Consider the following 12,011-nt stretch of genomic DNA (forward strand, 5'->3'; position numbering starts at 1 on the left):
GAAGACGAATAAACCCTGCAACTACGTTGAGTTAACCTTTATTTTGACGTACCTGCCCGCAGGTGCCCTGATAACGCTTTACGTTTAAAAACCCGTAATGGCCAAACGCGACGTTAATATTGTAGTGATCTCTGATGTGCACCTGGGCACTTATGGCTGCCAGGCTAAGGAGCTGCTACGCTACCTCAAAAGCATCCGCCCCAAACAAGTAATTCTTAACGGCGATATTATCGACATCTGGCAATTCAGCAAATCGTACTGGCCCGAATCGCACATGAAGGTGGTGCGCCGACTGCTCAAATTTGTGACCGAAGGCATTCCGGTTTATTATCTTACCGGCAACCACGACGAAATGCTGCGCAAGTTTGCCGATTTTAACCTGGGCAAATTTCAACTCCTTAATAAACTGGTTTTAGACGTTGATGATAAAAAAGCCTGGATTTTTCACGGCGATGTATTCGATGTTACCATGCAGCACTCTAAATGGCTGGCCAAATTAGGTGCCGTAGGTTACGATACATTAATTATCCTGAACAGTATGGTTAACTGGTTCCTTACGACACTGGGCAGGCAAAAAATGAGTTTCTCGCAAAAGATAAAAGGCAAGTTTAAAGATGCGGTAAAATTCATTAACCACTTTGAACAAACCGCGGCCGATTTAGCGGTAGATAAGCAGTACGACTATGTAATTTGCGGCCACATCCACCACGCCGATATCCGCACCATTAAGGCTACCGATGCCCCCGGCTCGGTACTCTACCTTAACTCTGGCGATTGGGTAGAAAGCCTCACCGCTCTTGAATACCACAAAGGCAACTGGAGCATCTTCAAATATAACCCCGCCGACTTTGCCAGCGAACCCGACGAAGAAGATAAAGCAGACACCGAAGATTTGAATAATAGCCTGGACATAAAAGTACTGTTAGAGAAATTTAAAGTGGAAACGCATTAAAATTTCATGCCTAAAGCAACTCCCAGAAAGCGCAGGGCTGCCAGCGCACCCGGCCGGGAGCTGGCCTTGTGGGCAAAGGCAGGGATTGCGATGGCTTGATTTTTTTGTTACTTTTTGTATCAAGACAAAAAGTAATGGGCCTCTCGCGGCCAAGAGCGAGACGAAGTAACTTTAACAGCACTAAACAAAGTTCAAAATGCACAAGCTTATACTGAGATTGCTTTGTACATCGCAATGAAGATTCTTGTGTATTTAATCGTTAGTCCGCCTATTTAACAACCAGTACCAACCCAAATTAAAAGCAATAACCGCATGGTTAAACACCGTAGGTAACAACCCGTAATGCTTGCGCATAATGGCAAAGCGCTCTTTCAAACTTTGCTGATGCCTTTGTTTAGACATGCCTCCCACCAAATATTTGGCAACATACCTGTGCACGTTCACGATCTTTTCAGCCTTTTTGGCGGCGTGCAATATCCAGTCAATATCGGCGCTTAGTTCATACTGCGTGTCATAAGGCTGCGTTAGCGAGCGCTTAATGTAAATGGCCTGGTGGCTAACACTCATGCCATATTTAAAATGGCGCCAGGTAAACTGTGTGGGTGCTTTATGGCGGCGCTGCCCTAAGCTGTTACCTACCTCATCAATCATTTCGGTTTCGCCATAGTAAATGTCGGCATCAGCGACTGTGGAAAAAACCTGCGCTACGGTATCGGGTGCATAAAACTCATCGCCTGAGTTCATAAAGATCACGTAATCGCCGGTGGCTGCAGCCAGCCCTTTGTTCATGGCATCGTAAATGCCTTTATCCTTTTCGCTAATAAGGGTTTCTATCTGGCTAGTGTATTGCTGCACAATCTCCAGCGTACCATCGGTAGAAAATCCATCAACTAAAATGTACTCAATGTTGCTGTAAGTTTGATTGATGACCGATAACATGGTACGCTCAATATGGCGCACGTTATTGTACACTATGGTAATTACACTCAACTTGGGCTTAAACATTGACCCCTCCCGGCTGCGCTTTTTCCACTAACTGGTTATATAATTGTATATGCTTTTGGGCAATTACAGGCTCGGCAAATTTATCCATCACCGTTTGGCGGGCCTGCTGTTGCAAGGCGGTAGCATTTTCGTGGTTAATGGCCCACTCCATACCATCGGCAAAGCTTTTAGCAGAACGGTATTCGGCCAGGTAACCGTTTTGCAGGTGCTGCACCATATCGGGTATGCCACCAGTGGTAAAGGCCACCACAGGCGTACCGCAAGAGAGACTTTCCATTACGGTATAAGGCAAATTATCTTCGAGCGATGGAATCAAAAAAGCATCGGCAGCGGCATAGCACATGGCCAGTTTAGCATCATCATTAATAGTACCTAAAAAACTGGTTTTGAAAGAAAAATCGGGCACATCCTTCGCGTTGCGGTTACCAAAAACCACCAGTTCTACCTGTTGCGCGTTTACGCCTAATCTTTCTTTCAAGAGCTCTAAGCTTTCCAGCAAATAGCTTGTTCCCTTGTGCATATCCTTACGCGATGGCATAAAGCCGGTCAGGAAAATGAATTTATCTTCGGGCAAACCTAATTGCTTTTTAGCTTGTGCTTTATCAGTTGGTTTAAAAATATCAGTTTCAAGGGTGTTAGGTACCTGTAAGGCAGGCTTATCCTGCATCAAACTACTCATCAGCACGGAGCTCAGCATCCAACTGCTGGGAGCTACTATATTAAACTTCAACTGCTGGTAAGCCTCGTGTTTTTGTGCCCATATTTTGTGTGAAGCATCGTCGGCATCGGCTTTCTTCAATAGTGGGCAATGGCCGCACTGGCGCAAAAAATGATCGCAGGTATAACGTACATGACAGCCGCCAGTAAAGGCATTGCTGTCATGAAAGGTCCACACAATAGGTTTATTCAACTTGGCTAACTCGGCCAAATGAGCAGGATTTAAAAAGCTATGGTTTACCCAGTGCAGGTGTATCACGTCGGCCGCCTTTACATCGGGGTGATGAATTACCGACCGGCCAAACCATGTAAACGAAAACGGTGTGCGTTTCATGGGTTTGAGTAAACGTTTGGCCAGCAAACGCTCTACCACAATGGTAGCTGCCGTATAGGCTTTTTGAATTGCCGTACTGTTAAACGTTAACACCGACGGGTTTTTGCCAAACTTATAGTGCACAATTACTTTGGAATTAATATTTTCGGCAAGCAATGCGTTGTTTAGCCGCAGGCAAGCCCTGCCGGCACCGCCGTTACCATCATAAGTGTTTATGTGCACTACATTTAGCATGTTTCAAAAATACATTTTATAGCACAGCAATCTGTTAAAACCATCATATGAAAAAAATTTACGCTGCATTTTTTTTACTCTCTGCCCTTCCATGCTGGTTGTATGCTCAACAACCGGCCAGCTACTTTACCGCCTATCCTACCTTAACGCCAGATGGCAACACAGTGATTTTTAGCTACGAAGGCGACCTGTGGAAAGCTGATCTCAAAGGACAGTCGGCCATGCGCTTAACGGCCATGCAAGGTAATGAAACCAATCCGCGGGTATCTCCTGATGGGCAATGGCTGGCGTTTTCGTCTAACCAGTTTGGCAACAGCGATGTTTATGTAATGCCCATGGCTGGTGGTGAAATCAAACAGCTTACCTACCACGAGTCGGGCGACGAGGTTGACAGTTGGAGTTGGGACAGCAAATCTATTTATTTCACTTCGGGCCGGTATAATAGCTTTGCAGCTTACAATGTTCCACGTACCGGCGGCACCCCTGTACGCGTGTTTGATAATTATTTTAACACCATACACGGCGTGGTACCACACCCGCAAACCGGCGAACTGTTTTTTGGCAACACCTGGGAAAGTTACCGTTTTCCGCAGCGTAAGCACTACAAAGGCGATTACAACCCCGACATACAATCGTACAACCCCAAAACCAAAGCCTACAAACAGTACACTAAGTGGATTGGCAAGGATTACGGCGCAACCATAGACAGCAAGGGTAATATCTACTTCATTTCTGACGAAGCCAACGGCGAATACAATCTCTATACCTTCGTCAACGGTAAAAAAACCGCACTAACGCAATTCCCCACCTCTATTAAGCGCCCTTTTGTAAGTGCCGATGGCCGCAAGGTGGTATTTGAAAAAGACTACCAGCTGCACGTTTACGATGTAGCTACCAAGCAAACGCAAAAGCTAAGTTTTGGACTGGCACGCAACAATGTACTGCCCAAAGACCAAGAGTTTGACATTGCCGGCAAAATAGAATCGGCCGATCTTTCTGCCGATGGTAAGAAATTGGTCATGGTATCGCGCGGCGAATTATTTGTAAGCGATGCCGATGGTAAGTTTGTTCGCAAAATTGAGCGCAACAGCGGCGAACGTGTTACCGAGGCTAAGTTTTTGGCCAATAACCGCACCGTAATTTACACCCAAACTTTAGGCGGTTACACCAACTGGTACACAATCCCTGCCGATGGCACTGCGAAACCCAAGCAACTCACTGCCGATAAACGCAGCAACCGTTTACTCAGCATGAACAAAGCCCGTACCCAGGGTGTGTACCTGAGCGGCCGTGATGAAGTACGTATCATCGATTTAAAATCATTGGCCAGCAAGACCATTGCCAAAGATGAGATCTGGGGATTTCAAAATTCGCAACCTCACTTTTCGCCTAATAGCGAGTATGTGGCTTACACGGCGCACCGCAACTTTGAGCAGGATATTTTTGTTTACGATGTGCAAGGCGGCAAAACCATTAACTTAACCAACACCGGTGTCACCGAGTCAGAACCTTACTGGTCGCCCGATGGCAAGTATCTATACTTTACCTCGTCGCGCACGCAGCCCGAATACCCGTATGGCTCAAAGGATGCGCATATTTACCGCATGCCGCTGCAAAAGTTTGATGAGGCTTTCCGTTTGGATAAATTTCGTGACCTGTTTAAGGAAGAGAAAAAGCCGGATGCACCTGCGGTGACGGATAAAGGCAAATCAAAGAAAGGTGCGGCCAAAAAGCCAATATCTGAACAACCTGTACCGAAGGCTCCTGCCGTTATGGTGATCAACACCAGCGACATTATGAAAAGGCTGGAACGCATCAGTCCTGATTTTAGTAGCCAAAATTCGCCCTATGTGATACAAAAAGGCGATAAAACCTTGGTTTATTACCTCTCTGCCCAAAATGAAGGCAAACCCGCCGTTTACCGTACCACCCTCGAAAACTTTGAGAGTGCTAAAACCGAAAAACTGGCCGGTGCCGATATTTTTGGTTACGATATTTTAAACGGCGGCGATAAGTATTATCTGCTGGGCAGCAACGGTAACTTGTATAAGTTAAATTTAGACCAGAATAAGATAGATAAGGTTGAATTAAGCTACCGTTTTAACCGCAACCTCGAAAGTGAGTTTAAGCAGATGTTTGACGAGGCTTGGGCCGGCTTGGAAGAAAACTATTACGACGGCAATTTTCATGGCGCCGATTGGAACAAGATACATGATGTTTACGCCACCTACCTGCCTTACCTAAACAACCGTGCCGACCTGCGTTTACTGCTAGAAGATATGCTGGGCGAATTAAATTCGTCGCATATGGGCTTCAATACCTCGGGTATGGAAGAGCGTACCAACCTGCGCTACCGAACGATGGAAACCGGTATTGTGTTTGACGATAACGACCCGTACCGCGTAGTACGAGTACTTAATATGAGCAATGCCGACCGTACCGGAGTTAACTTAAAAGCCGGCGACAGGCTCAAAGCCGTAAACGGTGTAACCGTTGATGAGAAACAGGACCGTAACTATTACTTTACCAAACCCTCGCTGGATGAAGAGATAGAACTAACTTTCGACCGCCAGGGTACGGTAGTTACAGTAAAAATCCATCCCGAAGCTGCGGCCCGTTTCAAAACCAATTTGTACGATGAATGGATAGATAATAATCGCAAAGAAGTAACCCAAAAAAGCAAGAACCGCATTGCTTACGCACACATGAAAGACATGTCGACAGGTGCGTTAGAAACCTTCCTGGAAGATATGGTGGATGATGCGTATAAGAAAGATGCCCTCATTCTTGATTTACGATATAATACGGGCGGCAACGTACACGATGATGTATTGAAATTTCTATCGCAGCGACCTTACCTGCAATGGCAATACCGCGGAGGCGAGCGTACGCCGCAACCTAACTTTGCACCGGCGGCTAAACCTATTATTTTGTTGGTAAACGAGCAAACCCTGAGCGATGGCGAAATGACCGCCCAAGGCTTTAAAGCTTTAGGCTTAGGCAAAATTATTGGCACCGAAACTTACCGCTGGATCATTTTCACGAGCGCTAAAGGCCTGGTAGATGGCTCGAGCTACCGCATACCAGCCTGGGGCTGTTATACCTTAGATGGTAAAGACATTGAAAAAGAAGGTGTGAAACCCGACATCTATATCAAAACCAGCTTTACTGACCGGGTGAACAACCAAGACCCACAACTGGATAAAGCCATACAGGAAATTATGAAGCAATTGAAATAAGCCCCACCCCTCCCCGGGAGGGAGGCTTGTATGAAGATTAAAAAAGTCCTCCCTCCCGGGGAGTATTTAGGAGGGGCTTTATTTTATTTTTATTTTCTTTGCAAGCTAATGAGCAACGAACTCACCGACCGAAAATTTTGGGCTAATTACTGGGAATCTAAAACCGACCTGGCTTTTGCTGTACCGGTTAATTACACTTTTCACCAGTTGTTTAAAAAGCTGCTGGCCAATAAGAATATTAAAACAGCTATTGAATTAGGTGGCTTCCCGGGCTATTATGCCATTTTTTTAAAGAAGTATTTCGGGCTGGACACCACCCTGTTCGACTTTTATGTGCACCAACCCGTACTAACCGAGGTATTAGCCGCTAACCAGCTTACCACCGGCGATGTAAAAGTTATAGAGGGCGACCTATTTAAACATGAGCCACTGCAGCAATACGACCTTGTATTATCTTGCGGATTGATAGAGCACTTTCAGGATACCAAAGATATTATTGCCCGCCACCTGCAATTTTTAAAACCTGGCGGCACGCTCTTTATTACACTACCCAATTTTACAGGCCTTAACGGCTGGGTGCAGCGCACCTATGATATGGATAATTATAATAAGCACAATATCGACAGCATGAACCCCGCACAGCTTGCCGCTTATTGTAAAGAACTGGGCTTACAACAGGTTGAAGCTTATTACTACGGTCATTTTTCGCTCTGGCTGGAAAACATGAAACAGCAAAGCGGCTTTACCAGAGGTTTCTTAAAAGCCTTATGGTTTGCCGGTAAAGTGTTTACTAAAGCGGTGCCGATGGAAAGTAAGGCACTATCGCCTTACATTGTTTTGCAGGCAACAAAGTAATGTAGCTTTACTGCTTTAAACGCTTTAAACCTTCTTTAGCTTTTTGCTCGATGCTGTTTTCCTGCTGATGGTTTTTAAAGCCAATGGCCATATTATAATAACTGATCGCATGGTTGCTATCTTTACGCTGCTCATACAAGTTACCCATCTTTAAGGCCGACATGGGCGCAAAATAATACGAGGTACCTTTGCCTGTGTTAATAGCCTGCTGATAGGTAACCAAAGCGTTACTATCTCGCTGCAAGGCATCATATACCCGGCCAAGGCGGTAATAGTACTCGGCTTTGTCGTGTACGGTGGAGTAATTATCAGCGTTTTTATCTTTCAATAACGCCAGGGCCTTTTCATACAAGCCTCCGTCAAACCAAAGGCGGGCACGCAGCAGGTTTGGGTTATATTGCGGATCAGCAATTTCGGTTAATGCGCGCTTATCTTTTTCGTTATAAATGTACCCTTTGGTTTTGGCTAATTGGGCAAAGGCTTCATACCGCTTAATGTTTCCATCCAGCAGGGCATCCCAGGCCAGGTGCAGGTAAGTATCTTTAATAAAGTTTACCCCTTTATTGGTTTGCAAAAACTTGTTAAAATAATTGTTGGCCGTATTATCCAAAATATTCATTTTGGCAAGGCCGGTGAGGTAATCGAGGTATGGGTAAGGTTGGTATTCATTACCTTCGGGGCGTTTATCAAAATATTTTATAGCCTCGGTGCTGTGCCCTGTACGTAGCGCTATATAACCTTGTATATAGCTTTTGAGCAAGCTACCGTTATCCATACGGGCAGTATATTGCTGCATCTTGGTATAAGCCTGCGGGTCGTTAACCACATCGGCTTGCAGGTAGGTGGTATAAAATACCGCCTCGTCGTAATACATGGCATAGGCAGATTGCGGCAAACGGGCGGTTACGCTTTGCAACAAATTTATACCGTTACTAATATTGCCCTTAATACCAAAAACGTTTAATACACTTTTCAGCGTGCCATCGGGCAAGGCGCCTAAAGCTACGGTCACTACCCCTAAAGGAATATCATCGGGCAAAAACGCGGGGAACTTTTTCTGGTTATCGTTTAACAAACGGTAGGCTCTATTAATGGCAAAACCTGCGGTGGTATTATCGCCAAAGCGGCTGTTGAGCAAGGCCCATTGTAATTGTACCTGCGCCAGCGCAAAGTTGTAATAGGGCGATGCTTTATCTTCATCCTCCAGCTTATCTAACCTATCGGCTTTGTTTCCTTTAAGGCGGTCGTAATCACTTTTACTTTCGGTGCTTAACATCCAAAAGTAATCGTAATAATTATCGAGCAATAGGGCATAACCATTTTGCGGATGGGTGGCCTTTTCGCGGTCAATTTGCTGGCGTGCGGCCGAAAGCTTAAAGCTGAGGATATTTTTATACGCCTGTATACAATTGGCGTTCACGTCAAAATTAGCACTGGCTTTAAAGCTAATGAGCAGAAGAATACTTAACGGAAGAAAATATTTTGTCATTACAAAAAAGGCGCCTTTTAGGCGCCTTATATCATTTTTATTAAAGTTGATTATGCAGTTTGCTCTTCTTCAACACCCATTTGCTCGTCAACCAAAATACGGCCGCAGTGCTCGCAAACGATAATTTTTTTACGCTGACGGATGTCTGACTGGCGCTGAGGCGGAATTTGGTTAAAGCAACCAGAGCAAGAATCGCGCTGAATAGTTACTACGGCCAAACCGTTCTTAGCGTTTTTACGCAAGCGGTTGTAAGCAATTAGCAAACGTTCTTCAATAGTTGGGATAGCTTTTTCGGCCTGGGCATTCAATTCGCTTTCTTCTTTTTCAGTTTCGGCGGTAATAGTACCTAACTCGGCTTTCTTGGCGTCCAGGTCATTTTTACGACCTTCTAAATCGGCAAGTGCCTTTTCGTAGATCTGGGTTTTTGAAGAGATCTCAAAACCAAACTCACGTATCTTTTTCTCACTCACCTGGATATCTAAACCCTGAATTTCAATTTCTTTCGAAATTGCATCATACTCACGGTTGTTTTTTACCTCGTTAAGCTGAGTTTCGTATTTTTTGATATTGGCCTGTGCATCACGGATCAGGTTTTTGCGGGTTACAATATCATCCTCTAAATCATCCAGTTCATTTTTTATTTTTTGGATGCGGGTTTCGAGGCCGGCTACATCATCCTCCAAATCAGCCACTTCCATAGGCAACTCTCCTCTTATCTGGCGAATTTTGTCTATTTTAGTGTGAATTGTTTGCAGGTCAAATAAAGCTTTCAGCTTCTGTTCTATGGTTTGTTCCATCAAATAAAATATTTTATGGGGTTTGTATTAATTTCTGTTAAACGGACGGCAAAGTTACTAAATTTTTTCTGTATTATTTCATACAATAAGTGCTGGGTAAATTGCTCACTTTCAAAATGTCCCACATCGGCAATTACAATTTTATCTTCGGCATCAAAAAACTCGTGGTACTTGTAATCGGCCGTTACAAAAACATCGGCACCAGCAGCTATAGCCTGCTTTAACAAGAAGCCGCCTGAGCCACCACAAACAGCCACTTTTTTTACAGGTTTGCCTGTAAGTTGGGTGTGGCGTATAACCGCTGCTTTTAAGTTAGCTTTAACACTTCCCAAAAAGTCGGTTTCGCTCAAGGGCATCTCTAACTCCCCTATCATGCCCGCGCCTACCTGCTGGTACTGGTTGGTTAAAGTGTATAAGTCGTAAGCCACTTCCTCGTAAGGGTGATTGAGGAACAAAGCCATCAATATCTTACTTTCCAGGTGAGCCGGATAAATGGTTTCAATACGTGTTTCGGCTTCGTGGTGCTGCTCGCCGGGCTGTCCCACATAGGGGTTGGTATCCTGCCCTGCCTTGAAAGTACCCATACCTTCGGCGTTAAAGCTGCATTCACTGTAATCGCCAATGTTACCGGCGCCAGCTTTAAACAAGGCATCGCGCACAGCAGCCGCATGGCTTAAAGGGACGTAGGTAACCAGCTTTTTAAGGATGCCGTTTTTGGCAGAGAGTATGCGCGGATTTTTCAATCCCAATACCTGGCAAATGCGGGCGTTTACCCCATCCATTACGCTATCTAAATTGGTGTGAATAGCATACAGGGCAATATTGTGCCTGATGGCTTTTTCTACCACGCGTTCTACATAGGTTTTGCCGTTAAACTTTTTCAAACCTTTAAAAACGATAGGATGATGCGATATAATGACCTGACACCCTGTACGGATAGCTTCATCAACCACAGCTTCGGTACAATCTAAAGAGATGAGCCCCTGGGTAATTTCCTGGTTGCCGTTGCCTACTATGAGGCCCGAATTATCGTAATCTTCCTGGTAAGCCAGCGGTGCTATACTTTCCAGGTAAGTAGTTAGTTCGTTAAGTTTCATCAACCCCTCCCCACCCTCCCCGAGAGGGAGGGCTTTTTGAATATCTTTAAATTATTATTAAATTTTAAGTCCTACCTACCAGGGAGGATTAGGAGGGGTTTACATACTGCTCATCTTAGCAATATTAACACTCTCGTAAATCATTTGGCGATTATAATCATCGGCCAGGCCTTTGTGGTTAATCAGATCTACAATAGTGCCTATGAAACAAAATCCACCGGTTAAAAAATAGATAATACCCATGCCCACCTGGCCTATAATAAAGCGTTGTATGCCTGCAATACCAATAAAACCCAGCAATGTAAATATAAGTATATCCTGTGCAGATTTCCGTTTGCCGCTATAGATCATTAAAAAATTGCGGTGTTGCGCCTCGCTCATGTTGGCGGTAGCTTGTTGAAGGTAGGCCATCTCTTCGGGTGTGATTCCCGAAAACGTGGCGTAATAATTAAACTCCATGGTCTTTTAGGTTAAGTTCCCTAAAAGTAAACATTTGCATTAAGATGAGGCTATAAATCCTGTAAAAAATAATGGCCAGTGCCGGTAGGCCCAACCAGTGTGCTTTAAAAGAGGCATGTAAATTTCCATGTAAAAGCCAGCTGATGGCATGGCCTATTCCGCAACCCGGGCACCACGTAACGCCCAACAGTTTAAAAACACAAAGTGAAAAATGGATTTGGGAAGCAGGATTGAAAATGGCTAACGACAGCAATGCCGTTAGCCAAAATATGAGTTCAATATTTTTCTTTAAGATTTTAATCAACACTATGGTTCGACTTGTTCATTAATAACAAGGTTGCAGCCAGTGAAGATAACACACCAATAAGCAAAGCACCAAATAAACGGCCCGAAAAATCGCGGGTGTTGTGTTCTACCTCTACGTAATTCACGTAGATAAATCCGCCGAAAGCAGCTATGGCTCCGCCTACCAGTAATATTTTAAAGCTTTGAATTAAGCCTTCGAGGAAGCCCATTTTACCGCCAAGGTCGTGGTCGCGGTAGCTTTTTAGCCCCAAAAACAAGCCTAATACTGGGATGATAATTGAAACGTATTCGATAGGTGCAACCTGATCGTTAAAAGTAGTATAACCGGCCCAACGCATTATAAACAGCCATAAGCCGCTTAAAATACCTATGATTATTCCGGATGCAAGTGCGTTTTTCATTGTATTTCTTGTTTAAGTTGGTATAATTAGTATCGTTATATAGGGTAAAAGGAATATTGCAGTCGATTTGTTTTAGAACGGAATCAAGAATACAGAGTTAAGAGTACAGAATAAGTCATATTGACC

11 protein-coding genes are annotated in these 12,011 nt (G+C 44.5%); 3 read left to right on the forward strand and 8 right to left on the reverse strand.

The window, feature by feature from the left end; genetic code table 11:
- Positions 1 to 97 precede the first annotated feature (97 nt).
- Positions 98 to 952, forward strand: coding sequence for a UDP-2,3-diacylglucosamine diphosphatase (locus tag IEV61_RS15495; RefSeq protein ID WP_188417951.1), 855 nt, complete (start codon positions 98 to 100; stop codon positions 950 to 952).
- A gap of 252 nt (positions 953 to 1,204) precedes the next feature.
- Here the strand turns inward: IEV61_RS15495 and IEV61_RS15500 are convergent, their stop codons facing one another.
- Together IEV61_RS15500 and IEV61_RS15505 are read right to left on the reverse strand one after the other, a co-directional pair.
- Positions 1,205 to 1,957 carry a glycosyltransferase family 2 protein gene (locus tag IEV61_RS15500; protein WP_188417952.1) on the reverse strand — a complete coding sequence of 251 codons (753 nt, stop codon included), beginning with the start codon at positions 1,955 to 1,957 and terminating at the stop codon, positions 1,205 to 1,207.
- Positions 1,950 to 3,242: a glycosyltransferase gene (locus tag IEV61_RS15505; RefSeq protein ID WP_188417953.1), complete on the reverse strand. Its 1,293-nt coding sequence runs from the start codon at positions 3,240 to 3,242 to the stop codon at positions 1,950 to 1,952. Before IEV61_RS15505 ends, IEV61_RS15500 begins: the two co-directional genes overlap by 8 nt.
- Before the next feature lie 47 nt (positions 3,243 to 3,289).
- On the opposite strand from IEV61_RS15505, the gene IEV61_RS15510 reads away from it, so the two are divergent.
- Together IEV61_RS15510 and IEV61_RS15515 are read left to right on the forward strand one after the other, a co-directional pair.
- Entirely contained in the window at positions 3,290 to 6,481 is a 3,192-nt protein-coding gene (locus IEV61_RS15510) for a S41 family peptidase (protein ID WP_188417954.1), read from the forward strand.
- Between the two features lie 108 nt (positions 6,482 to 6,589).
- Entirely contained in the window at positions 6,590 to 7,336 is a 747-nt protein-coding gene (locus IEV61_RS15515; RefSeq protein WP_188417955.1) for a class I SAM-dependent methyltransferase, read from the forward strand.
- Between the two features lie 7 nt (positions 7,337 to 7,343).
- Here IEV61_RS15515 and IEV61_RS15520 read toward each other — a convergent pair whose 3' ends face one another.
- The 6 genes from IEV61_RS15520 to IEV61_RS15545 form a co-directional block, all read right to left on the reverse strand.
- The gene (locus tag IEV61_RS15520; RefSeq protein ID WP_188417956.1) at positions 7,344 to 8,825 is read right to left on the reverse strand and encodes a TTC39/IML2 family protein; all 1,482 of its coding nucleotides are present in this window, start codon (positions 8,823 to 8,825) and stop codon (positions 7,344 to 7,346) included.
- 50 nt (positions 8,826 to 8,875) lie between these two features.
- Positions 8,876 to 9,622 (reverse strand): zinc ribbon domain-containing protein, encoded by a 747-nt coding sequence (locus IEV61_RS15525; RefSeq protein WP_188417957.1) that lies wholly within the window; start codon positions 9,620 to 9,622, stop codon positions 8,876 to 8,878.
- The gene (locus IEV61_RS15530; protein ID WP_188417958.1) at positions 9,622 to 10,719 is read right to left on the reverse strand and encodes a Nif3-like dinuclear metal center hexameric protein; all 1,098 of its coding nucleotides are present in this window, start codon (positions 10,717 to 10,719) and stop codon (positions 9,622 to 9,624) included. The genes IEV61_RS15525 and IEV61_RS15530 overlap by 1 nt, the downstream gene beginning before the upstream one ends.
- Positions 10,720 to 10,818: 99 nt before the next feature.
- Entirely contained in the window at positions 10,819 to 11,178 is a 360-nt protein-coding gene (locus tag IEV61_RS15535) for a TM2 domain-containing protein (RefSeq protein WP_188417959.1), read from the reverse strand.
- Positions 11,168 to 11,485 (reverse strand): DUF2752 domain-containing protein, encoded by a 318-nt coding sequence (locus tag IEV61_RS15540; protein WP_229747168.1) that lies wholly within the window; start codon positions 11,483 to 11,485, stop codon positions 11,168 to 11,170. Before IEV61_RS15540 ends, IEV61_RS15535 begins: the two co-directional genes overlap by 11 nt.
- Positions 11,475 to 11,885 (reverse strand): DUF4199 domain-containing protein, encoded by a 411-nt coding sequence (locus IEV61_RS15545; protein ID WP_188417960.1) that lies wholly within the window; start codon positions 11,883 to 11,885, stop codon positions 11,475 to 11,477. The genes IEV61_RS15540 and IEV61_RS15545 overlap by 11 nt, the downstream gene beginning before the upstream one ends.
- Positions 11,886 to 12,011 lie beyond the last annotated feature (126 nt).

The sequence above is a fragment of the Mucilaginibacter galii genome (assembly GCF_014635825.1).
GTDB classification, from domain to species: domain Bacteria; phylum Bacteroidota; class Bacteroidia; order Sphingobacteriales; family Sphingobacteriaceae; genus Mucilaginibacter; species Mucilaginibacter galii.

What these genes read in the sequence shown, in the direction of transcription:
- IEV61_RS15495 (WP_188417951.1), top strand. Translation starts at nt 98, where the DNA reads ATGGCCAAACGCGACGTTAATATTGTAGTGATCTCTGATGTGCACCTG.
- IEV61_RS15500 (WP_188417952.1), bottom strand. Translation starts at nt 1,957, where the DNA reads ATGTTTAAGCCCAAGTTGAGTGTAATTACCATAGTGTACAATAACGTG.
- IEV61_RS15505 (WP_188417953.1), bottom strand. Translation starts at nt 3,242, where the DNA reads ATGCTAAATGTAGTGCACATAAACACTTATGATGGTAACGGCGGTGCC.
- IEV61_RS15510 (WP_188417954.1), top strand. Translation starts at nt 3,290, where the DNA reads ATGAAAAAAATTTACGCTGCATTTTTTTTACTCTCTGCCCTTCCATGC.
- IEV61_RS15515 (WP_188417955.1), top strand. Translation starts at nt 6,590, where the DNA reads ATGAGCAACGAACTCACCGACCGAAAATTTTGGGCTAATTACTGGGAA.
- IEV61_RS15520 (WP_188417956.1), bottom strand. Translation starts at nt 8,825, where the DNA reads ATGACAAAATATTTTCTTCCGTTAAGTATTCTTCTGCTCATTAGCTTT.
- IEV61_RS15525 (WP_188417957.1), bottom strand. Translation starts at nt 9,622, where the DNA reads ATGGAACAAACCATAGAACAGAAGCTGAAAGCTTTATTTGACCTGCAA.
- IEV61_RS15530 (WP_188417958.1), bottom strand. Translation starts at nt 10,719, where the DNA reads ATGAAACTTAACGAACTAACTACTTACCTGGAAAGTATAGCACCGCTG.
- IEV61_RS15535 (WP_188417959.1), bottom strand. Translation starts at nt 11,178, where the DNA reads ATGGAGTTTAATTATTACGCCACGTTTTCGGGAATCACACCCGAAGAG.
- IEV61_RS15545 (WP_188417960.1), bottom strand. Translation starts at nt 11,885, where the DNA reads ATGAAAAACGCACTTGCATCCGGAATAATCATAGGTATTTTAAGCGGC.